Origin of the sequence: Microcoleus sp. AS-A8, assembly GCA_039962225.1 — a bacterium.
Taxonomy (GTDB): domain Bacteria; phylum Cyanobacteriota; class Cyanobacteriia; order Cyanobacteriales; family Coleofasciculaceae; genus Allocoleopsis.
This window is the reverse complement of record JAMPKV010000009.1, coordinates 117,451-138,556: the sequence shown is the minus strand read 5'-3', so window position 1 is coordinate 138,556 and position 21,106 is coordinate 117,451. Positions and strand designations below refer to the sequence as shown.

Below are 21,106 nucleotides of genomic sequence, written 5' to 3'. Positions count from 1 at the left end.
CCGAAGGCGGGGAAAATGTCCAGAGAATGGGGAATTTATTGACAATATCAGTAAGACATGTAATACCGCGAGTCCTTTTGAAAAAAAGTATTTTTTGTAGTTAGAAGTGTCGCAAAAACAAGAAAAAATGGAATTTTTTTTAGATTAATTGTTTTACTACGCTCAGAGTATTACGCTTGCAGTGGTTCAGATACCCGACTTCTTTAAAGAAGTCGGGTATCTCATCTCATCTCGTCTCAAAACTCGCTCACACTTGATGCGTCAACTGAGTCGATCGCCAATATCCAATTTCGTAGAATCGCATTCACCTGTTCTGGCACCTCATCATGGGGACAGTGCCCAGCTTGGAGATAGTGTTCTGTGAGTTGAGGATAGTATTGACGGAACAAAGCGCCCCGCTGTTTGGCATTCATCCAAGGGTCAGCTTCTCCCCATAACAGGAGGAGTGGACAGGTTAGCTGGTTTAACAGAACATCAATTTTTTCACCTTGGGGAGACTTGAACACCGAGGCAAACACCTTATGGGCACCCTCATCACAGGAGGGGCGGTAAATCTCTTCCACCAATTGGTCTGTGACCGCACTCTGATCCAGATACACTTGGGAGAGCGTTTTGCGAATCATTGAGCGTTGCCGCACGTACTGAAACAACAGAAAACTTGCCCAAGGTTGCAGCAAAACTGACCGGGCGAGGTCGCCGATGAATTGTTGTAAGGGACTCTTTTGATCCGGCACCTTGGTATCGGTGAAAGGGCCAGCACTGTTGAGCAGCACTACACCAGCAGCAGCATTAGGACGCTGGGCTGCAACACACAGCGCTGAATAGCCACCTAAAGAGTTTCCCGCCAATACGGCGGGTTGGCCAATCACCTCAGTGATAAAGTCATGCAACTGGTCTCGCCACACGTCACCTCCATACTGCCAATCGGGTTTGCTTGAACGTCCAAATCCCAACAAGTCAATTGCCCAAACTTCAAAGTCGTGACAAAGTTCAGCAATATTCTTGCGCCAGTGGTCTGTGGATGCGCCAAAGCCGTGAATCAGCAGTAAAGGGGGGCGTCCTGATCGTTTCTGCCCCGCTTGTACATAGTAAATAGATTGTCCCCGCCATTGCCAGTAAGTACCGGGTGCTGGGCTGGCTGCGGTCTCTCGGATTGCCTGTGTCGTCACGAGAAATGTTAATTAACGTTAACTTTTCTTATTTTAGCTGGGGTTGGCAGGTTGCAGGTTGAACGTTGAAAGTTGTCGGTTGCAAATTAGAGTTTGCCGTTGCCTTGTGTTGACTACTTTAGGGTCTTGCACCCTATAGCATATTTCAAAGCCATGTGCAGTTTTGCACCCGTTTTGTAGCAACAATTTACTCTTGCAACTGTATTGAATCCCACAATGTTTAGTAATATAAAGACAATGCGAGTATCTTTCCCTGTTCCACTGGGAATCAGTGCAAACCTATGAACACAAGAGGGTAGAGTAGTGTCTGTCGAAACAATTGAGAAGCGTTCAACAGTTCGTAAACACGCGCCTCGCTATCGCGTTTTGCTCCATAACGATGACTTCAATTCGATGGAGCATGTGGTGCAAACCTTAATGACGACAGTAGCGAGTCTAACTCAGCCTCAAGCCGTCAACATTATGATGGAAGCTCATATGACGGGGATCGGCTTGGTGATTACTTGTGCTCAAGAACATGCGGAGTTCTACTGCGAAACGCTGAAGAACCACGGTTTAAGCAGCACCATTGAACCGGATGAGTAAGGGGTTAAGATTTGTCTTGAGGGTGTCGAGGGTAAGCATGGCCTCAAGTTTAAAAGCCTGGTTTAAAATACTATTTCCGGTTCTTTGCCAACCGCTCACATCCCAAGCCGTTTGAAACCTAAGCTTACTAAATTGGCTCAATACCCAGCACCAGCGCGTCTGGGGATATTTCTTGTGATTTTATCGCTGCTCTGGCTACCAGTAGCAGCACCCATTTATTTATTATTGGCTCAAGACCCGAACTTAGTGACCATTCTGACCATGGGGCTATTGTTCGGGGCATTTTTGTTGTTGCTGAGATGGTGGGGGAAGAATGTCTATGAGCGAGAGCATCTGCTAAAACGTTATGGGTTGGTGCGATCGCGGCAAAATGGATTAGACCTACTCAAAGGATTGGGTATTGGTCTATTGTTTACCTTTTCCCTATTTGTTGTAGAAGGGTTACTCGGTTGGATTAAATTCCAAACGCCTCAAAGTGTATTACCCAAAGTAATTTTAGAGGGATTTGTCAGTGCCCTTGGCATTGGTTTTGCGGAGGAGTTAGTCTTTCGGGGTTGGGTATTGGATGAGTTGCAACGAGACTATACCCTAAAAGCCTCTCTTTGGGCTGATGCGATTATCTTTGCGGTATTGCACTTTCTCAAACCCCTCTTAGAAGTAATTCGCACATTACCAACATTTCCTGCCTTAGTGCTGCTGGGGTTAACGCTAGTTTGGGCAAAACGGTCATCTGGAGGTCGTTTGGGCTTATCAATAGGTTTGCACGCAGGCTTGGTTTGGGGCTATTACATCCTCAATGTAGGGCAATTAGTGCAGTATTCTAACAACGTTTCTCCTTGGATTACGGGTGTTGATAATAACCCGATCGCTGGAGTAATGGGTTTGTTATTTTTGAGTGTTCTTGCCTTGTGGATGAGGAAGCAATCAGTTGTTTTCCGTAAGCTTCGCTAGGGCAACTATGAGCATTAATTCTCTTGTAGCAGTCCGTTCGATGCATAAGTCTCGATTAATTTGACACAGCTCCAAAAACTGCTCATTGGTCAGATGAATCACAAGATGTAGGTGAAGCACTAGAGGAGTTTACTGTCTTCTCTTCTTCTGACATGATTGCCCGATCAACACGAACTAACCTAATTGTTACATTTAGGCTGGACTACGTGTCGCTGTGCTATCAATTCTCCGAAATGGTCAAATTAATTTTGCTCCCTCCCCGTTATAGGGAGGGATGGGCAAGGGTTCTTTTTATTTTTACAACAGACCCCCTGCTCGATGCGATCGCTCACAACGAAGGATGAAAGTAAACTTTCAAGAGGGTCTATTCTTGTGTGAGATCTTGCACCGAAGTATGCTCTATTTCAGTAAACCTCAAGGGAATTTTCACCTGTTCCAATGGTGGGGTTAATTTCGCATGAGATGTGCCAATTAAACAAGCTGCGGCTAGATTAACCCCCTCTAAATTAGCTCCCTCTAACTCCGCGCACAGGAGATTAGCCTCCGTCAAGTTCGCACCAGCCAGGTTGGCACCGCGTAAGTCTGCCTCCTCCAAATTGGCATTACTCAAGCTAGCTCCTTGCAAATCCGCTTGAGACAGATCAGCCCCTTTGAGATTCGCACTGTTGAGATTAGCACCTCGCAGGTCGGCACCGCGTAAATCAACCCCCTGTAAGTTCACTCCCATCAGGTTGGCACCACTCAAAAACGCACCGACCAAAGTCGCCTTCTGAAGCTTTGCGCCCATCAAGTTTGCACCTCGGAGGTTGCTCCCGCGCAAATCTGCACTGCTTAAATCGGCTTGCATCAAGTTGGCACCGAGGAAGTTGGCTCGTAAATCGGCGGCGGCGAGTTTGGCTCCAACCAAGTTAGCACCATCTAAACGGGCACCATTGAGATTGGAGCCAGAAAAATTGGTACCCGCCAGTGTCGCCCCAGCCAGGTTAATACGCTCTAGTTGACTGGCAGAAAGGTCTTCCTCTTCTAAATCGGCTCCTGGCAGTTGCTTGAGTTTCCCAGAGCGAATTGCTTCTATCTCCATCACTTAACTCAAAAAATTAGGTTGACCTAACATAAACGTTGAACCTGAAAAGGTTGAAAGTTGAACGATCTAATCTTCAAGCTTCAACTTGCTAACCTTTAACTCTTCATTCGGATGGGAATCGAGCAACCACATCCCTGCTGCAATTTTAGGTTGATTCACCTGCAAGCTCATGCCCTGTTGCATCCCCATAACCAGTAAAGATAGAGCTTCAACGAGTTTGGGGTCAAACGCTTCGCCTGCTTGGCGCTGACATTGGGCTAACGCTTTGGATAAGGTTTCTTCGAGATTGGAGGTTGTCTCCTCTCCTTCTTGTGACATCCGTAGCTGTCTGACGTGCCACTGAAAGTGAGCCACCAGTCCTAAAATTCTCGATTCTAAAGGAATGGCATCATAAGCTAAGCCAGCGGGCAGACCCGTACCATCCCACCACTCGGTTTGGTGAGTGATAATTTGGGCGATCGCTCTCATGCGGGGCATCACTCGTAATGCCTGCACAGCCGACGTTAGAGGGCAACTGGGGGCTTCGTCCTGGGAATGAACGGCTGTCACCAACGACGAACCCAACCCATGCAATAACGCCGCCAGACGTAGACGCTTGAGCTGCCACGACGGAATATCCAGCATTTGTCCCATGGCCTCTGCCATTGCAGCCACCTCAGCCGCCGCCAAGGGATTCGCCGCATTTGCTTGGTCGATGAGCTGCGCCATCCGCAAAAATGCCTGCATCTCGCTAGATAGCAGGTTGTCATCTAACGCCTGTTCATGAATCGGCGAGGCAAACAGTTCGTTTTCCCCAAGGTGAGAGACATCTTCTTGACTATGTTGAAGATAATCCACCACACGAGCCACCACTATGCCAATGTCGTCTCGTGGCTTGGTGCCATAGGCGGCGGTAATCTTTTGTTTTTGGCTTTTCAAGGCTTGCTGCAAGTCTGGAGCATAACGACCGATATGCGCGATCGCTAAGTCTATTGTCTCCTGTACCAGTTCGGCCTCAAACGTCCAAAATCCATAGAACTTGCGTTCTAGATCATTTTCGGGTAAACCCGTTGGCCCATAATCTGTGGACGATAACTCTTGACAGAGTACCATCGCGGAGTAAGTCTCCGACAAAATAATCAGGTGCCACTCTTGAGCCACTGGATCATCCGGTGTCAGATTCACCAGTTCCACATTCGACCGTTGGCTTGTCGGGTGTTCAGCAAAGCCAGCATCAGATGCTGCCATAATCACCACCTGAGAAGCTTTCTCGGCTAAATCTCCATAACGCTCTGCCTCTTGCAAATACCACTTACCTCGCTGGAAAGCTGTAATCATCAGAGGTGTACCGCCAGACTCCAGAATGAAGTCTTCCAGAGCATGGCACAGAGCAACGAGTGTGTTTTTGTAATAAACCCCAAAGTTTAGAGGTCTTTTACTTCCTCGATGGGCTGCTTCTAACTTTCGTAAAATCGAACCTTCCAGCATTGTTAGGTTTTTTGATCTCCAACCACAAACATGTAAAGGACGCTCTTAAAAAAGAATCTCTATAGGCAACCGAAAAAAAGAGAGCGCTACTTTTCCAGTCATTGTACGGGCAACGCTTTCAAATTGCCCAGTTTCCTATACAACAGTAACCAGTTGTTTATCCTGTTTCTGTTTCGGCTCAAGGGGAGCGGTTAGTGCTTCCTCTAACGGTGCACAACCCAATTGTCCTTCAAGAATCTTCAGGACTTCCCGCCCAAAGTCATTCGGATTTTGCCGCCATGCTTGAAGACAAACTTCCCCGAAAAACGACCCCAAAGGTTCTGGATTCCACAGCAGTTTCTTGGCTGTCCAAGGCATTAAGCTCATCGGGTCATAATCGCGATTGAGCATGTTATTTTCAAACGCATACTCTTCCAGGTGAGTGTGGGGTTGTAACCCAATAAAGAAGATAGCCGGTTCGACTTTATCCGCTCCAAAAATCCGCTCTAACTCCCGATGATAGGCAATAGTCTGACGAATAGTTTCCGGTCGTTCATCGATGACATTAAACGAGTAATTGACCGAAACCAGGTCATTAAAGCCAGCCGCTTTCAAATCTCGGCAGTTTTGCAAGACGGTACGTAGGTTGTAACCCATCCGCATCTTCCGCACCAGTTCTTGAGAACCGCTGGTGATGCCTATTTCAAAGTAATTCATGCCGGTTTTCACCATGAGGTCGCACAATTGGGGCGTTAAATTGTCTGCCCGAATATAAGCCGCCCAATGTATATCCCTCATGCCTGAATCAACAATTTTCTGCAACAGTTCAATGGCATCATCCATAAACCTGCGCGCCGGGATGAATTGAGCATCGGTAAACCAGAAGTTACGGACGCCGCGATCATAAAGCTGGCGCATTTCAGCCACCACTTCCGAAGCTGGGTTAATCCGTACCTGTTTGCCTTCCACTACGGTATAGACGCAATAGCAGCAGTTGTGCGGACAACCTCGCTTGGTTTGTACACCTATATAGAAGTCGTTTTCTTGTAGGTAATAATCAAAACTCGGCCAGATTTGTTCGATGTAGTCGTAATTACAAGCGGTTTTTTCTAGGGGGGCGGGTTGTTCATGGATTAAGCGATCGCGCGGTTTAGTCTCCCCAACCACATAACAGCGCTCACCCTCAACACTTTCGCCTCGTAGAATTTTTTCCAGGAGCGCTTCCCCTTCACCTACGGAAACAATAGTTCTGGTGGGGAGTTTATTTTCCAGTTGTTCATAAAACACACTCACTGCCCCCCCACCGACAATGGCACGCGCTTCTGGGTGGTATTTTTGGGATCGTTTGACCCCTTGCTGAATTAAGCCGAGGTTGCGCCAGAGCTCCGTGTAGTAAGACGCAGCTAGACGCAAACCCCCCAAAGCTCCCCTGAGCTTGATGAAGGGGTTACGAGCATAGTAGAACTCGAAGGCATTTTGTAGGGGATTGCCTCCTCGTCCCCCTACGGGCGCATAAATTTGAATATCACGCCAGGAGAACACCAACAGCGTGGGTTGAAACTCGTCAACGCAGGTATCGAGGGCATTGGCAAAATCCAGGGGAGGCACCGTTCCCAAGTCAAAGATGCGCTGCTCAACTTCTGGAAACAACTTATGAACGTGATCGGCTAAGTAAACGACACCAATCGGAAAGATGGGGTTACAGGGAAGCCGAACATAGAGGATTTTCTGTTGCATTGTTAACTTCGTGTTACAGATGTTCTTTTTTATAAGTCACTGACTCCAACATAAACATTAGAGCAATCCTGAGAGCAGATGGCGTTGTATTGGCTTGATGAACGGGATTTGAGCTATTACCCCACTTTAAGAGTCTGCTTGCTTCTTACCGACTCTCGCTGTTTGACAAGGGAGAGCCACTCACAATTCTGAAAAGATTATTCATATAACTTAACTTTAACAAGATTACCGACTTCTCTCAACTGTGTGGTATTTTTTTTTGAGGAAGCCAAAAAGAGTAACAGGTAAGACGAATCAGACCCCAGGGTGAGATACAGTGGGCTGATGCCTCCATTGGTGCTTAAATCTCTAAAAAATTGCTAAAAAAGGCGCAAAAGCCGAAAAAATCAGGAAATTTACCCGCCGAGTCCTAAATAGCGAGGGTTGATAGGACGTGATTGGTAGTGGGGTTTACAGCCAGTGGGGATCGCAGGTGCTAACTTGAGGGATGTAATAAAAAGCTAAATTCGTTAATCGCACTGGCAGTTATGGCTCAAATCCTTGATCCTCTCCCACCTGATAACCAAAATCAACAAATTCTCTGCTGCTATGTGAATGCCACTAGCCATATACAGATCGCCCGCATAACAAACATTCCCAACTGGTATTTTGAGCGTGTGGTGTTTCCAGGACAGCGCCTGGTGTTTGAAGCCCTAGCCAAAGCTCAACTGGAAATTCACTCCGGCATGATGGCCAGTGCCATTCTTTCAGATACGATTCCCTGCGATCGTTTGCGTGTAGACGACAACGAAAATCCCTTAGAGCCTCCATTACCTAAGGCTTTAGCGGAAGCGACTACAACTAAGCAACCGGTGGAAACAGTCAAAGTAGAACTCGTCAATCATAATATCCGATTATCAAAAGAAACTTTAACTTTTGCGACTCTGGGCTAGTTGAGCCTTCCTGGAGTGAAATTGAGACAGGGGTTGTCCTCATTGGGCAATCCCTTACTTTTATGATGGGAGGAGAAAACTCTACCCACCCAAATGGGGGGTTATTTTGTGAATCTGCCTTCCTTTATCTGGCTCTGGAAGATAGCCGCTTGGTCAATGGGCTTCTCCCTCTTGGCTTATTTTCTGCTCAGTATGACCGGGTTTTTCCTCTTCAGGAAACGTCAATCTCATCATCTACAACCCCGTTGGTTACGACCTTTACACTACATCGTGGGTTGGCTCATGGTGAGTTTAGTCTTACTGCTGCTCTTAATTGGCATTGTGGGAACCTTGGGTCATTTCGGCAGCTTAGGGCACTCAGGACACTTAATCGCTGGGTTGTCTGTTGTATTTCTAGTTTTTCTCTCAGCCGGCAGTTCTGCCCTAATCCGTCCAGAACGAGATTGGGCGCGTGCCATTCATGTTGGGACAAATATTGCACTGTTGGTAGGATTTACCTGGGTTTCCTGGACGGGTTGGCAAGTGGTACAGAAATACTTACCCTGAGTCGAAGCTGCTCCTAGATAGGTTGGGCAAACCAAACCCATCGACAGGAGAGGAGCAAAAATATTTCTTTCGCAAGTTGTAGCGACATTGACCGGAGATTCAGAGAAAATATAGAGAATATATAGATAGGGTGAAGGTAAAGCCTAATCTGAAACTAGATACTACTTAGTCAGGGGTTTCCAAGCCAGGGAAGCAAGATTTTCAGTACCATGCTCGTGAGCTTTGCTCATCAATGTCTAATCAGTAAAACCTTGATTCACTTCCATGACCCAAGCCCCGGTAAAGGAGTATTACCGATTACCTACGGCTTTAGATTATTCTTGTAGATTGACAGACGCACGATTCTTTCCTTAACTCAGGTATGAACAGATTTATCGGGTTAATTATCATGGTAGTTGCGATCGCCGCTCTGGCAGGAGCAGCGATTGGTTGGCGTTTTCCCTTTCAAGGGCGGAGTCAAAGTGCAAACCAATTACGAAGCCCTCAACAACCGACAAACGCTACAGCCACCAATCAAAGATTAGGCGCTCCTCGATCTAATAGAACAGCAACAGCGCCAGCTAGCGTTCCGGCTACAACCGCACAAGCACCAAAAACAACGACCAATCCAGCAGCGACGGACTCTGCCCCAGTGGAAACCGCTCAGCCAGTCCCAGCACTTTGGTAAGGTGGAATCTATCCAATTCTCCTGTATTCGTTTCTAGCTGTGATGGTTCCTAGACCCGTTCGGCAGAAGTAACCCACCTGTTTTTAGGAGTATTCCGAAAAACGTTCTCCCCCATCTTCATCCTCATCCTCGTATGAGCTCCGGTCCTCTCCGGTCATCTTTAGGCGATCATCTCCGACCCCACTCCCAACGGGTGTGTTATTTTTGTAACCCGGCAGGAGGATGTGTTGGCTGCGCCTGCGGCTTTTAGCGAAGTCTTACTCATTCAGAACGGCTGCCAAAGGTCTTGCTGACCCCACACTGGCATCTGCTAGGAATTTAGCCCCAAGGCTGGTAATCTGAAGTCTGAAGTCGCAGCCATTCCTAAAAAAATAACAAAACAAAATCAATATTTATATTCGTTTTGATAACTTTTTGTGATTGGCACATTTAGTTCTTTTTATTTGACCCAGGTTTATGCATCAATTTATGGGATTAATCAGTAGAGTTGTTGTAGCTACGGTGCTTGTGGGTTTAGTAACTGGGTGTAATCGAGTTCCCTTCCTGGGTCGGAATCAAAGTGCCAACCAAACGGGGGATACTTCAGACACAACACAAAACCAACCCGGAACTCGTACACAGGTACAGCGCGCCAACCAGCCACTGCGGCAAGCCCAAAACAATCCGAGTAATGCACAATCCCCCGATGGTATATTAAATCCCGAAGCCACCAACACGGGGGCGGGGCAGTCAGGGGCTAACCAAGGTGTGCCTGCGTTATGGTAAAGTGGACAACCTGAGTTTTTAGTTGTTTGTTTCTCGGTTTAAGGCCGTAACCAACAACGGCGTAGGCGTGTCCGAGGCGCGTCTAAATTTTTTCCCATGAACGCAGCAAGTGACATTCTCATCATTGGCGGCGGCGTGATCGGTTTAGCGATCGCCGTTGAACTCAAATTACGGGGCGCAACAGTAACCGTTGTTACCCGCGATTTCCAACAAGGGTCTACCCTAGCCGCCGCAGGGATGTTGGCTCCTTTGGCAGAAAGGATTCCCCAAAGTCCCATGTTAGATTTATGCCGTTGGTCGCGATCGCTGTATCCAGAATGGATTCGTAAGCTAGAACAGCTAACGGGTGTGGCGACAGGCTACTGGCCGACGGGAATTTTAGCACCGGTCTATGAACAGGCAATCGCATCCAGACAAAATGTAACAAGCGCTGAGGCAAAATCAGCCTGTTGGTTAGACCAAGAAGCGATTCATTTGTATCAACCCAGTTTGGGTTCGGATGTCGTGGGGGGGTGGTGGTACCCGGAAGATGGACAGGTCGATAACCGGGAACTGGCTCAAGCCTTGCGTCTGGCCGCTCAGGAATTGGGCGTTAATCTGCGTGAAGGGGTTGAAGTCTACGCCATTGAGCAGCAAAATTGCACTATCCGCGAGGTGAGAACCTCTGTCGGTGAATTTCAAGCCGACCATTACGTTTTGGCAGCAGGTGCCTGGTCAAGTGACCTATTGCCGTTGCCCATACGTCCGAAAAAAGGGCAGATGTTGTCCGTGCAAGCACCAGAAAATCGTAAGCCTTACTCCCTAAAGCGGGTGCTATTCGGGTCTGAAGTCTACCTAATACCACGTCGAAATGGACGGATTCTGATTGGGGCGACGAGTGAAGATGTTGGCTGGATGCCTCACAACACGCCAGCAGGGATTCATACCCTACTCACGCAAGCAATGCGGTTGTATCCCGAATTACAGGACTGGCCGATACAAGAGTGCTGGTGGGGGTTTCGTCCCGCAACACCCGATGAACTACCGATTCTCGGCACCAGTGCCTGTAAAAATCTCACCCTGGCGACCGGTCACTACCGCAATGGCATTCTTTTAGCACCAGGAACCGCGGTGTTAATTGCCGACTTGATTAGTCAGCAAAAATCTGACCCACTCCTAGAGCATTTTCGCTACGACCGACTCTATACTCAATCTGCTCCTGCTCAGACAAGCCCGATGGTTTTCTCCAGCAACTCGTCGCTTAATTCAACCTCCTCAGTCCTTGCCCCTCAAACCCCATCTTTGCCGGAACCCTCCACGGACAAGCTGATCATTGCGGGTCGAACATTTAATTCTCGCCTGATGACAGGTACGGGCAAGTATAGCAGCCTGGAACTCATGCAACAGAGCATTGCGGCAAGTGGTAGCCAGATTGTCACCGTTGCCGTGCGTCGCGTGCAAACCCAAGCCCCCGGACATGAAGGACTGGCAGAGGCGCTGGATTGGACGAAAATTTGGATGCTACCGAACACAGCCGGGTGTAAAACGGCGGAAGAAGCCGTGCGGGTGGCGCGCTTAGGTCGGGAAATGGCAAAACTATTGGGTCAGGAAGATAATAATTTTGTCAAGTTAGAGGTGATTCCAGATGCCAAGTATTTACTCCCTGACCCCATTGGCACCCTAGAAGCCGCAGAGCAATTGGTAAAAGAAGGTTTTGCCGTATTGCCTTATATTAATGCCGACCCCTTGTTAGCGAAACGATTGGAAGAGGTGGGTTGTGTGACGGTGATGCCCTTGGGGTCACCCATTGGTTCGGGACAGGGGATTAAGAATGCCGCTAATATCCAAATCATCATTGAAGAAGCCAAGGTGCCGGTGGTGGTGGATGCTGGCATTGGCACGCCCAGTGAGGCCGCTTATTCGATGGAGTTGGGGGCAGATGCCTTATTAATTAACAGTGCGATCGCGCTGGCACAAAACCCCGTCGCCATGGGAAGAGCTATGGGTATGGCAGCAGAAGCAGGGCGTCTTGCCTATCTGTCGGGTCGAATGCCGATGAAAAGTTATGCCAGCGCTAGTTCGCCGCTAACTGGCACGGTGAATTAGTTAGTCCAGGCAATCCCCCACAACAATATTCATTGAGGGCAAGCATTTTAAGGAATTGCGATAAACCTTCACGTTTGACTGAAACTTGGGATATCACAGGAGAGTTAGACGCAGCTAAAGAGATTTCACCATGTCCCAAACAGAAAAAAATGTACCAGCAACACTCCGGTTAGAATCAGGTACTTTGTGGGCTAAACTGACCGAAACAACTGAACATGCTCTCAGTTGCGGTGCACTCCAGCCCATCGCGACGGAATGCCAATGGATCGAGCAAGACGGCGTTAATTTCCTGGTTCGGGTTTTGCCTAACCTCGCCCGCAAAGCAGAAGCGAAAACAAAGCAGGAGCAACACAAAACAACCGCCGGGAAGGAGTTTAACCCGTTTCTTCCTTACGAGGAGGATTTATTTGTTACAGACATTTCCGACACCCATCTGTGTCTATTGAACAAATTTAACGTGCTCGACCATCACCTGCTGATCGTCACGCGAGAGTTTGAAGAGCAGGAAAAGTTACTAACTCTGCAAGATTTTGTAGCCATGTGGGCCTGTCTTGCCGAAATTGACGGCTTGGTGTTTTACAATGCAGGCAAATTAGCGGGTGCTAGCCAGCGCCACAAGCACTTGCAATTGGTTCCGCTGCCACTTGTACCCAACGGACTCAATCTACCGATCGCACCTCTACTCGCATCCACCCGCTTTGAAGAGTCGATTGGAACTATACCAGGCTTCCCTTTCGCCCATGGGATCACACAGCTAGACTCTTGTGGGTTGCACTCTCCACAAGCAGCCGCTGCTTTAACGTTGGAACACTATCACACAATGCTTCAAGTCTTGGGTTTGAGCAGTGAGAGTTCTCATCAGCAAGCTGGTGCTTATAATCTTCTGGCAACACGCGAGTGGATGTTACTCGTACCACGCTCCTTAGAATCGTTTGAGTCAATTCCTGTAAACTCGTTAGGATTTGCGGGTACCCTCGCGGTACGTTCCCAGGAGCAGATCCAGATTCTCATAGAACAAGGCCCCATGACTGTGCTGAAGAATGTTGCTCTACCCAATGCATTCCCAGCTTAGAAGGACGGGCTTTTCGGCCCATCCCACAAAAGTTTTAGAACTTAAATTGTGCCGAATTCAATGCCTCAGGGCTTACTCATCAATTTGCCAGACATCTCGACTGAGATTTTCATCCAACATTTTCTTCGGACGGAGCACGAGGATAATGCGTCCTAATAGGTTAACCCCTGGATCGTCCTGAAACCACTCAATGGCGAGCTCTCCTGATTGGTCAACAACAAAATAACTCTCGCCGTCCCATTCCGTCTGTTCACGGTCAACAATTACCATAACCTCTTCGGATTTACCAGCCTGTTGATTAGGCAGTTGACTCGTTTTACACAAAATCCCAACAGGGTCTTGTGCCTTCAATATCACTTGCCAACCCGGTATCGCAACGAGGGTTTGTGCCTCAGAAACCTTGGCCAGTTGGAATGAACCTGAACTTTGAAGGCGGGAAACTTTTTTCAAGTCCTCTGAGTTCAGGGGAAACTGACCGGCGACGGGTAATAGGCGAGGTTGCTGTTCGTCGGCTTCGATACGGTAGAACGGTAATCGAGGAGCGGGACGCCTTTCGCCACCCGTGAGTTCAGTCAGCAACTTTTCAATTTGTTGCCGCGCCTCCTGGCTATGAGCGAACATTAGACCGCGTGCAATTAAACGCGATCGCTCTTGTAACTCCTTTTGCTGTCGAGCGACTTTCCAATATTCATAGGCCACTGCATCACCGGGATGATTGGAAAAACCTTCTGGTAGAGTGCTTCGGCGGGCGAATTCTTTGACTGCTTTGGCAACTTCACGCGCTCCTTCAGAGTCAAGATTTCTGGAAACAATAAATTCCGCTGCCGCTCCGCGTTCATTTTGTGTTAAAATACGCAATTCGTACAACGAATCGCTGCCCGTCCGCTCAAAGCGCGATCGCACGGCATCGGAAACCCCAGCGTTGATTAAAGTGGTGTAGACCTGAGACGCCACAATCACTTGATTTTGTTGAATTGGCTCAAACCCAGTTTCTTCAAATATCTTCTGGGAACTGTAGCCTGCTTTTTGTAGCTGCTGACAAGCCTTGCCCCACTCTACCCAGTTACTTTGTTTGCGACGCAGCAATAGGATTAAGTCTTCAAAATTTAGGCTTTCGGCATCAGGTTGAGGGTGGCTTTCGGGAGTGCCCGCTGGTATTTCAGTCATGATTTAGGCCAAATTAACAATAGGTTTAACTGGAAAGATGACATTAATTTATTTTGAAATGGATATTAATAATATTGACAGGGAAAGCGGACAAAGCAAGCGAAGAGTTAGGTTAAGCCAAATATTTTTTCTTTGCACAAAGTTTTTTAGTTCACGCCAATACCAACATCACCTTAGACCTCAGGTCGACAGGTTGCTAGTTTAGATTCGCCACAAGGGGCTTATCGTATTGTTATGGACGATGTTATTCCTAATTTTGATCAAATTAAACGTCAGTTAATGAGCTTAGAGCGACCCAAAAAACCCAAAATGCTAGTAGTAGACGATGAGCCAGATAATCTGGATCTACTCTACCGTACCTTCCGACGCGATTTTGAAGTTCTTAGAGCCGATAGTGGAGTCAACGCCCTATCCTTGCTATCGACTTCAGGGGAAGTAGCCGTAATCATTTCGGACCAACGAATGCCGGAAATGAAAGGAACGGAGTTTTTGAGTAAAACGGTTCCTCAGTTCCCCGACACAGTTAGGATTATCCTGACGGGTTTTACTGACGTTGAGGATTTGGTCGAGGCGATTAACTCAGGACAGGTGTACAAATATATTACAAAGCCTTGGGACCCCCATGAATTGAGAGCGGTGGTGCAACACGCTGCTGAATCCTATGAACTCCTGAAGCAGCGGACAGAGGAACTGCATCGCTCACAGGCACAAATGGCGTTACTGGTGACCATTGTGCAGGCTGCTCAAGAGTCCGAGAACTTAAATTCTTGTCTGGAACCCATCGCCCAAGCGTTTGGCGAAAACTTCTCGGCCGATGCCTGCATTTTGCAGCTCGTGGAAAATAACGAACTAGCGGCAATACGGGGAATTTACACCCAATCAGAAATCCTGGGAAGCCCTCTAGAAAAAGACCCACTAGCTCAAGCCGCAATTGGCAATACCACGGGGACACCTCATGCGACTCAAGAGCTTCAGCTTTGGGTCAATACTCCGGATTCGACCCTGACACCAGAGGCGGAATATTATCGAAATATTGGCCTCTATATGCACCTGCTTGTCCCCATTAATTACCGAGGTGAACGGCTGGCGGTGCTATCCCTCCAATGGCAGCAAAAAACGACACATTTGCGAGAAGATGAGATCAAACTGATTCATTTGGCGGCGCAGCAGGTTGGGTTAGCGCTCACCAGTACCCGTGCTTATCGACCCAGAGCACAAGAAGCATGAAGATGAAGAGAAAGGGACACTATTTTTTCATCCTGTATGACCACACCTGCATCAGAAATTCGGGATTTATTTGACCGCATCGCACCCGTTTATGACCAACTGAACAATGGGTTAAGTTTAGGCCAGCACCGTGTTTGGAAGCGGATGGCCGTCAAGTGGAGTGAACCCGATGCAGGGGATATCGGTTTGGATTTATGCTGTGGCAGCGGTGATTTAGCCCAACTCTTGGCGCGGCAGGTAGGAGCAACCGGTCAGGTTTATGGGGTCGATTTTTCATCCGCTTTGTTAGCGATCGCCGAGCAACGGATAAAAAACCAGTATCCGCCACTTCCCATCCGTTGGGTCGAAGCCAACGCCCTCGATTTACCCTTTGAAGACAATTATTTCGACGCGGCAACCATGGGATATGGATTGCGAAATGTAACGGATATTCCCCGATGTTTGAGTGAATTGTATCGTGTTCTCAAACCCGGTGCCAAAGCGGCTATCTTAGACTTTCATCGCCCCAAAGAGCCGCTGATGCGTGCCTTTCAGCAGTGGTATCTGGAAAATGCCGTGGTGCCTGCCGCTGAACGATTAGGTTTGACCGAAGAGTACGCCTACATTGCGCCTAGCTTAGACCGATTTCCAACGGGGCGAGAGCAAGTGAATTTAGCCCAAAAAGCAGGATTTGCTGCAACCCACTATCCCATCGCAGGCGGCATGATGGGAGTATTAGTGGTAACTAAAGGCAATAGGGACTAGAGGTAATTTCCCCAATCATCAACTGCCAATTAACAGTTGAGAGAGAATCAGACCTTGTGGCGTTCTCGCTAAGATGGGAGTTGGGTGTTAGGTGCCGTGTTCTCAAAAGATGTCCCTACGCCCTCTTCGCTCTCGACGCTTTGCCTGACTGGACTCTCACCTTGGATCTAGCTACTGTTTGGATTTACGTTGCTCCTCCCGTGGCGGGTGCAATTATTGGCTATTTCACCAACGATATAGCCATTAAAATGCTATTCCGCCCGTACAAAGCTATTTATATTGGGAAGCGTCAGCTACCCTTTACACCGGGCTTGATTCCTCGCAATCAAGCACGCCTTGCACTGCGGATTGCTGACACGATTATGGGGTCGCTGCTGACCCCTGGTGAATTGCAAAACCTGGCCCAGCGTCTACTGCAAACTGAGCGAGTGCAGGGAGCTATTCTCTGGCTCTTGCAGCTAGCGTTGGATCAAATCAAGGTTGATAAAGAGCAGAAAACCGCCAAAATTCTCGCCAATATTCTGCGCGATTTATTCGGTGAGTCGTTACCTCGATTGCTGAAGGTACTCGCTCGCCGTGAAGATTTTTTGGAAGCTCAAATCAACCAAATTTTTGATCAAATTTTATTGGACTTTCAGCTCAGTGAAGCACAGGCACGAAAGCTTTCTGATTGGCTGTTGCAGGTCGTTCTCCCTCCTGATGTCATGCGTCAGGCGCTAGTTGACTTTTTGACTGACCGAAATATTCAGATTATTGATGAAGGTTTTCGAGAAAAGTCAAGTGGAACCTATTGGGTTGTAGCGAATTTGTTGGGTCTACGTAACTCTTTGACACGCCTACGAACCTATTGCTTGGATGACAAAGATGCTGCGAATGCGCGACTTGCAGAACTATTACTTTCTCTTTCCATCCGAGAACGCGTGCGAGCATGGCTGCAAAATATCTCCTTGCAAAATCTGCCACTCTCAACGGTGCGACAACTGCGTAAAACGACCCGTGAATCTGTCCGTAGCTATGTTCAAGAACGGGGTGCTGATGTACTGAAGGGATTAGGTGAATCTATTGATTGGAATAATCTGGCAGTACTCATTCTCAATCGGCTGCGGAATTCGGCAGCCGTGACAACATCGTTGAACGTGATTAGCCGGGAATTGGCGTTAATTTTAGAGCGTTATTTAGAAGAAGATTTAGAAAAAATTGTCGCCCAAATTATCCCAATTTTGTCAATCGATCAGGTGATTGTTGACCGGGTTAAGGCAACAACGCCTGAGGAGCTAGAACTCACCATTCAAGGCATTGTCAAGAATGAATTACAAGCTATTGTTAATTTAGGCGGAGTTTTGGGCTTGATTGTTGGATTGGTACAGACCGGTATACTCCTGCTTCGCTAAACCTTTTAATTGCGATCTCGCTCCAAGTCATAAATTACTTTTTCCCAGTACCAATCTTCTGTCTGTCCGGGATAGTTCATTCTTGCTGAATCAAGTAACCGCTCGGCTAGATTCCAATCTCCTTGAATTAGAGTAAACAGCCTCTGTCGCAGTTCCCAACGAGGTTGGTTGGAATAATTTTGTTGTTCATTCAACCATTCATTGAATTCATGGAATTTGGTTTCTCCTTCTCTGATTAATTCATCAGCTATAATTTGGACTTGCTCTCCAACCTCTTGGAGCATTGTTTCCGTGTCTTCAAAGGCATGGTTCACTTCCTCTACGAAAGATTCAAACGCTTGTTTAACAAAGTTTTCTAAATCGTCCATCTCTCTTCCTATTGAATGACGCATTACCCTAAACTATTAAACCTTCTTTGGTTTTTCAGTCAATTTGACTCGCGAACTGACCTCGCTTTCAGTGCCAATTGTTGCTCACATTACAAGTCTTCAACATAGTAACTTGTCCCATCTTTTCCTAACCCCAATCGCTCTACAATGCGATATCGTTGGGCAATCATCTCTTTCGGTTCGTGTAGCCGTTCCATGAGCTTCTCTAGATTGAAGTTGTAAGGTAGTCTGTACATGGTGTTTTTCATCACTCTATACTCTACTGAGACGGTGCAGTGGCTCAACACGAATCACACGGCGTACCATCACTCAGTAGATATCGAACTTAAGTTTGCTGGGTGGCTGTTTTACTTATCTCTCGTTCAAGAGCCACTTATGCAATAACTCTAAAAAAATATTACGGCTCAAGCGTTAAGATATGGACATCGAAAATTTACGACAACAATATACACGAGCCGGTCTCAGACGCCAAGACCTGAAGGCAGACCCCTTTGAGCAGTTTGAAATTTGGTTTAAAGAAGCGTGTGCGGCTAATCTCTTAGAGCCAAACGCAATGATTTTGGCGACAGCATCTGCACAAGCGGAACCTTCGGTGCGGACTGTGCTTTTGAAATACTTTGATCGGGAAGGATTGATATTTTTTACAAATTACGAAAGTAAAAAATCTCGCCAAATTCAAGAAAATCCTCAAGTCTCTCTACTTTTTCTGTGGTTACCCTTAGAACGTCAAGTGCAAATCATTGGAACGGCTGCAAAAATTTCTACGGCTGATTCACTCAAATATTTTACAGCTCGTCCTAGAGGTAGCCAAATCGGAGCTTGGTCTTCGCAACAAAGTTCTATCATTTCATCACGCCAAATTTTGGAGATGCAGTTTGAACAAATGAAGCAAAAATTCATGAATAATGAAGTCCCCCTCCCCTCTTTTTGGGGCGGTTATCGTGTGATTCCCCGCAGTTTTGAATTTTGGCAGGGGCGTCCCAACCGACTTCACGATCGCTTTTTGTATTCTCGCCAAGAACCTGAATCTTGGGAGGTTAACAGGCTATCTCCGTAACAAATTCTCTCCCTAAGGGGGGAGAGAATCTAATCCAAAAGATGAATTAATCGAGCGGTGTAAATTAAGCCACAGGCGCAAGCTCAGCTTTCAAGGTTGCATAAGCCCAATCCAACCAGGGAAGTAAGGCTTCAATATCTGCGGTTTCTACCGTTGCTCCTCCCCAAATCCGCAATCCGGGTGGGGCTGCGCGATAGGGTGCAATATCGTAAGCTACTTCCTGCTTTTCTAGCAGTTTCGCCAATTTCTTAGTATATTTGGCTTGCTCTTCCGGGCTGAGGTTCGTAAACCAAGAATCAACAATCTTCAAGCAAATGGAGGTACAAGAACGTGTCTCCGATTTTTCGGCGAGAAAATCCGCCCAAGAACTTTGCTCAACCCATTGGGCGATCGCATTCAGGTTCGCTTCGCTGCGGCGAATTAACCCAGGCAGTCCACCGACGCTTTCCGCCCATGTCAGCCCATCGAGGGCATCTTCGACGCATAACATGGAGGGGGTGTTGATGGTATCTCCTTTAAAAATGCCTTCAATCAGCTTGCCTTTTTGCGCCAGATGAAAGATTTTAGGGATTGGCCAAGCGGGTTGATAGCGTTCGAGTCGTTCCACAGCGCGGGGTGAGAGGACGATGATCCCATGCTGGGCTTCCCCACCCAAGACCTTTTGCCAAGAATATGTCACCACATCCAACTTGTTCCACGGGACATCCATGGCAAACACAGCCGATGTGGCATCGCAGATGGTCAATCCCTGTCGGTCATCTTTAATCCAATCACCATTGGGAACCCGGACGCCTGAAGTTGTGCCATTCCACAAGAACACCACATCATGGCTAAAATCAACTTGGTCTAAATCTGGCAAGCTGCCATAGGGTGCCTTGATCAGCCGAAGATCGGGCAACTTGAGCTCATCTACGACATCTTTTACCCACTCCTGACCAAAACTTTCCCAAGCCAGGATATCAACAGGGCGTTCTCCCAACAGTGACCACAAGGCCATCTCCACGGCACCTGTGTCAGAAGCTGGAACGATGCCCAAGCGATAATCGGCAGGAACGCCGAGGATTTTCTTGGAGCGCTCAATAACTTCTGCTAATTTGGCTTTACCATCTTCAGAACGATGGGAACGACCGACACAGGCGTTTTGAAGATTAGAAACAGACCAACCAGGGCGTTTTGCACAAGGGCCTGAGGAGAAATGAGAAACGCGAGGCTTGGTTGTGGGAGGAGTAAGATGTTCTGGCATGGTTGCTGGGGGCAGCATTACGATAGGTAGTCTTGATTATATATAGCAGCTCTGGGTTGGCAGTAGTCAGCAGCATAAATCTTACTCCCTCCCCGATGCGGGGACCGGAGCTTTAGTGAGGAATGGGGAGGGGTTCTTTGTAGGGGTGCAGGTAGTCTAATGTATCAGTCACCGCCTGTTTCAGTGCCGAGTTCCCTAGGAGTATCACTTCGCTGCTGCTACTGGAACTGTGTCTCCTTTTGGAAGGATACAAGCGCGAAAGCGGTTGCTCGATCTCCTCAAGGTAAGAACAGCAGTGGCAGCGAAAACTGATGCGGCGTTTCCCTTCCTTTTCGATTGTTGGTGCTATTAGCGTCTCTATAGTAGTGCATTCCACCGTTAATTCTTGACAGGTAAGGCATTCCCTAAATTTGTACGGATTGACTATGTATGCACGGATGTGGATGCCTGAACCTGTCAGGTGAGGTTTACACTTTGGACACTGCCAGCCGATGAATTGGACGCTGCCAAGCTTGTTCACTATTTGCTCCGGTTTTGTCAGATGGGCAAATACCACTGCTGAGTCAAACTGTTTCAGAAGGTTTGAGCAACTGGCACATTTTCCTGGGCGCTTTAACTCTTGTTTACTGACTCTTGATCGCCCTTCTGGCTCTATCAAAACTGGACGCTGGGAAAGCATCAGCCTCCACTTGTTATAGGCAAAAATTAGCAAGAATAGACCCCAACAAAGGACAAATTCTAGTACAAATTTTTCCCATCCATCTGTTGGCTGGATGTCTCCTGGCAGGGCAATAAGCACTGCTTGGACTGAGTTATAGTCCTCAAAGGCTACAGAAAACATAGCTATTG

Annotated in this window: 21 protein-coding genes and 1 pseudogene; 13 read left to right on the top strand and 9 right to left on the bottom strand. The window is 47.6% G+C overall.

Annotated features, from left to right (window positions below):
- Window positions 1–236: 236 nt before the first annotated feature.
- Window positions 237–1,169, bottom strand: a complete 933-nt coding sequence (locus NDI48_16120) for an alpha/beta fold hydrolase (protein ID MEP0832701.1) — start codon at window positions 1,167–1,169, stop codon at window positions 237–239.
- A gap of 303 nt (window positions 1,170–1,472) precedes the next feature.
- Between NDI48_16120 and clpS the strand changes: the two genes are divergently transcribed.
- Both clpS and NDI48_16110 read left to right on the top strand, forming a co-directional pair.
- Window positions 1,473–1,754, top strand: a complete 282-nt coding sequence (gene clpS / locus NDI48_16115; protein ID MEP0832700.1) for an ATP-dependent Clp protease adapter ClpS — start codon at window positions 1,473–1,475, stop codon at window positions 1,752–1,754.
- A gap of 132 nt (window positions 1,755–1,886) precedes the next feature.
- Window positions 1,887–2,705 (top strand): CPBP family intramembrane metalloprotease, encoded by an 819-nt coding sequence (locus NDI48_16110; GenBank protein ID MEP0832699.1) that lies wholly within the window; start codon window positions 1,887–1,889, stop codon window positions 2,703–2,705.
- Between the two features lie 364 nt (window positions 2,706–3,069).
- Here the strand turns inward: NDI48_16110 and NDI48_16105 are convergent, their stop codons facing one another.
- The 3 genes from NDI48_16105 to NDI48_16095 all read right to left on the bottom strand — a co-directional run bounded on the left by NDI48_16105 (window position 3,070) and on the right by NDI48_16095 (window position 6,972).
- Window positions 3,070–3,786 (bottom strand): pentapeptide repeat-containing protein, encoded by a 717-nt coding sequence (locus NDI48_16105; GenBank protein ID MEP0832698.1) that lies wholly within the window; start codon window positions 3,784–3,786, stop codon window positions 3,070–3,072.
- Window positions 3,787–3,855: 69 nt separating this feature from the next.
- The gene (locus NDI48_16100) at window positions 3,856–5,256 is read right to left on the bottom strand and encodes a metal-dependent phosphohydrolase (protein MEP0832697.1); all 1,401 of its coding nucleotides are present in this window, start codon (window positions 5,254–5,256) and stop codon (window positions 3,856–3,858) included.
- Between the two features lie 135 nt (window positions 5,257–5,391).
- A complete protein-coding gene (locus NDI48_16095; protein ID MEP0832696.1) occupies window positions 5,392–6,972 on the bottom strand; it encodes a B12-binding domain-containing radical SAM protein in 1,581 nt (526 codons plus the stop codon).
- Window positions 6,973–7,499: 527 nt separating this feature from the next.
- Here NDI48_16095 and NDI48_16090 point away from each other — a divergent pair.
- The 7 genes and pseudogenes from NDI48_16090 to NDI48_16060 all read left to right on the top strand — a co-directional run bounded on the left by NDI48_16090 (window position 7,500) and on the right by NDI48_16060 (window position 13,039).
- Window positions 7,500–7,904 carry a DUF1830 domain-containing protein gene (locus NDI48_16090; GenBank protein ID MEP0832695.1) on the top strand — a complete coding sequence of 135 codons (405 nt, stop codon included), beginning with the start codon at window positions 7,500–7,502 and terminating at the stop codon, window positions 7,902–7,904.
- A 108-nt stretch (window positions 7,905–8,012) separates the two neighbouring features.
- Window positions 8,013–8,450: a DUF4079 domain-containing protein gene (locus NDI48_16085; GenBank protein MEP0832694.1), complete on the top strand. Its 438-nt coding sequence runs from the start codon at window positions 8,013–8,015 to the stop codon at window positions 8,448–8,450.
- Window positions 8,451–8,811: 361 nt separating this feature from the next.
- Window positions 8,812–9,117, top strand: coding sequence for a hypothetical protein (locus NDI48_16080; protein MEP0832693.1), 306 nt, complete (start codon window positions 8,812–8,814; stop codon window positions 9,115–9,117).
- 456 nt (window positions 9,118–9,573) lie between these two features.
- Window positions 9,574–9,882 carry a hypothetical protein gene (locus NDI48_16075; protein ID MEP0832692.1) on the top strand — a complete coding sequence of 103 codons (309 nt, stop codon included), beginning with the start codon at window positions 9,574–9,576 and terminating at the stop codon, window positions 9,880–9,882.
- Window positions 9,883–9,978: 96 nt separating this feature from the next.
- Window positions 9,979–10,962: pseudogene (gene thiO / locus NDI48_16070) on the top strand (glycine oxidase ThiO).
- A gap of 261 nt (window positions 10,963–11,223) precedes the next feature.
- Window positions 11,224–11,967, top strand: coding sequence for a thiazole synthase (locus tag NDI48_16065; GenBank protein ID MEP0832691.1), 744 nt, complete (start codon window positions 11,224–11,226; stop codon window positions 11,965–11,967).
- A gap of 130 nt (window positions 11,968–12,097) precedes the next feature.
- Window positions 12,098–13,039, top strand: a complete 942-nt coding sequence (locus NDI48_16060; protein MEP0832690.1) for a phosphorylase — start codon at window positions 12,098–12,100, stop codon at window positions 13,037–13,039.
- Between the two features lie 72 nt (window positions 13,040–13,111).
- On the opposite strand, the gene NDI48_16055 is transcribed toward NDI48_16060, so the two are convergent.
- On the bottom strand, window positions 13,112–14,206 hold the full coding sequence (locus NDI48_16055; protein MEP0832689.1) for a hypothetical protein: 1,095 nt from the start codon (window positions 14,204–14,206) through the stop codon (window positions 13,112–13,114).
- 234 nt (window positions 14,207–14,440) lie between these two features.
- On the opposite strand from NDI48_16055, the gene NDI48_16050 reads away from it, so the two are divergent.
- The 3 genes from NDI48_16050 (at window position 14,441) to NDI48_16040 (ending at window position 17,568) form a co-directional block, all read left to right on the top strand.
- Window positions 14,441–15,433 carry a response regulator gene (locus NDI48_16050; GenBank protein MEP0832688.1) on the top strand — a complete coding sequence of 331 codons (993 nt, stop codon included), beginning with the start codon at window positions 14,441–14,443 and terminating at the stop codon, window positions 15,431–15,433.
- A gap of 36 nt (window positions 15,434–15,469) precedes the next feature.
- The gene (gene ubiE / locus NDI48_16045; GenBank protein ID MEP0832687.1) at window positions 15,470–16,177 is read left to right on the top strand and encodes a bifunctional demethylmenaquinone methyltransferase/2-methoxy-6-polyprenyl-1,4-benzoquinol methylase UbiE; all 708 of its coding nucleotides are present in this window, start codon (window positions 15,470–15,472) and stop codon (window positions 16,175–16,177) included.
- Between the two features lie 161 nt (window positions 16,178–16,338).
- Window positions 16,339–17,568, top strand: coding sequence for a DUF445 family protein (locus NDI48_16040; GenBank protein MEP0832686.1), 1,230 nt, complete (start codon window positions 16,339–16,341; stop codon window positions 17,566–17,568).
- 5 nt (window positions 17,569–17,573) lie between these two features.
- Here NDI48_16040 and NDI48_16035 read toward each other — a convergent pair whose 3' ends face one another.
- The gene (locus NDI48_16035) at window positions 17,574–17,936 is read right to left on the bottom strand and encodes a hypothetical protein (protein MEP0832685.1); all 363 of its coding nucleotides are present in this window, start codon (window positions 17,934–17,936) and stop codon (window positions 17,574–17,576) included.
- A 110-nt stretch (window positions 17,937–18,046) separates the two neighbouring features.
- Window positions 18,047–18,193, bottom strand: coding sequence for a hypothetical protein (locus NDI48_16030; GenBank protein MEP0832684.1), 147 nt, complete (start codon window positions 18,191–18,193; stop codon window positions 18,047–18,049).
- Window positions 18,194–18,375: 182 nt separating this feature from the next.
- Between NDI48_16030 and pdxH the strand changes: the two genes are divergently transcribed.
- The gene (gene pdxH, locus NDI48_16025; GenBank protein ID MEP0832683.1) at window positions 18,376–19,014 is read left to right on the top strand and encodes a pyridoxamine 5'-phosphate oxidase; all 639 of its coding nucleotides are present in this window, start codon (window positions 18,376–18,378) and stop codon (window positions 19,012–19,014) included.
- Between the two features lie 64 nt (window positions 19,015–19,078).
- On the opposite strand, the gene NDI48_16020 is transcribed toward pdxH, so the two are convergent.
- Together NDI48_16020 and NDI48_16015 are read right to left on the bottom strand one after the other, a co-directional pair.
- Window positions 19,079–20,275, bottom strand: a complete 1,197-nt coding sequence (locus NDI48_16020) for a phosphoserine transaminase (GenBank protein MEP0832682.1) — start codon at window positions 20,273–20,275, stop codon at window positions 19,079–19,081.
- A 94-nt stretch (window positions 20,276–20,369) separates the two neighbouring features.
- On the bottom strand, window positions 20,370–21,098 hold the full coding sequence (locus NDI48_16015; protein MEP0832681.1) for a hypothetical protein: 729 nt from the start codon (window positions 21,096–21,098) through the stop codon (window positions 20,370–20,372).
- Between the last annotated feature and the right edge of the window lie 8 nt (window positions 21,099–21,106).

Bases quoted from the DNA above. Each gene is read 5' to 3' on its own strand.
- NDI48_16100 (MEP0832697.1), bottom strand. From the start codon at position 5,256: ATGCTGGAAGGTTCGATTTTACGAAAGTTAGAAGCAGCCCATCGAGGA.
- NDI48_16020 (MEP0832682.1), bottom strand. From the start codon at position 20,275: ATGCTGCCCCCAGCAACCATGCCAGAACATCTTACTCCTCCCACAACC.
- NDI48_16105 (MEP0832698.1), bottom strand. From the start codon at position 3,786: ATGGAGATAGAAGCAATTCGCTCTGGGAAACTCAAGCAACTGCCAGGA.
- NDI48_16050 (MEP0832688.1), top strand. From the start codon at position 14,441: ATGGACGATGTTATTCCTAATTTTGATCAAATTAAACGTCAGTTAATG.
- NDI48_16030 (MEP0832684.1), bottom strand. From the start codon at position 18,193: ATGTACAGACTACCTTACAACTTCAATCTAGAGAAGCTCATGGAACGG.
- NDI48_16080 (MEP0832693.1), top strand. From the start codon at position 8,812: ATGAACAGATTTATCGGGTTAATTATCATGGTAGTTGCGATCGCCGCT.
- NDI48_16015 (MEP0832681.1), bottom strand. From the start codon at position 21,098: ATGTTTTCTGTAGCCTTTGAGGACTATAACTCAGTCCAAGCAGTGCTT.
- pdxH (MEP0832683.1), top strand. From the start codon at position 18,376: ATGGACATCGAAAATTTACGACAACAATATACACGAGCCGGTCTCAGA.
- NDI48_16055 (MEP0832689.1), bottom strand. From the start codon at position 14,206: ATGACTGAAATACCAGCGGGCACTCCCGAAAGCCACCCTCAACCTGAT.
- NDI48_16035 (MEP0832685.1), bottom strand. From the start codon at position 17,936: ATGGACGATTTAGAAAACTTTGTTAAACAAGCGTTTGAATCTTTCGTA.
- NDI48_16065 (MEP0832691.1), top strand. From the start codon at position 11,224: ATGACAGGTACGGGCAAGTATAGCAGCCTGGAACTCATGCAACAGAGC.
- ubiE (MEP0832687.1), top strand. From the start codon at position 15,470: ATGACCACACCTGCATCAGAAATTCGGGATTTATTTGACCGCATCGCA.
- NDI48_16060 (MEP0832690.1), top strand. From the start codon at position 12,098: ATGTCCCAAACAGAAAAAAATGTACCAGCAACACTCCGGTTAGAATCA.
- NDI48_16075 (MEP0832692.1), top strand. From the start codon at position 9,574: ATGCATCAATTTATGGGATTAATCAGTAGAGTTGTTGTAGCTACGGTG.
- NDI48_16090 (MEP0832695.1), top strand. From the start codon at position 7,500: ATGGCTCAAATCCTTGATCCTCTCCCACCTGATAACCAAAATCAACAA.
- NDI48_16095 (MEP0832696.1), bottom strand. From the start codon at position 6,972: ATGCAACAGAAAATCCTCTATGTTCGGCTTCCCTGTAACCCCATCTTT.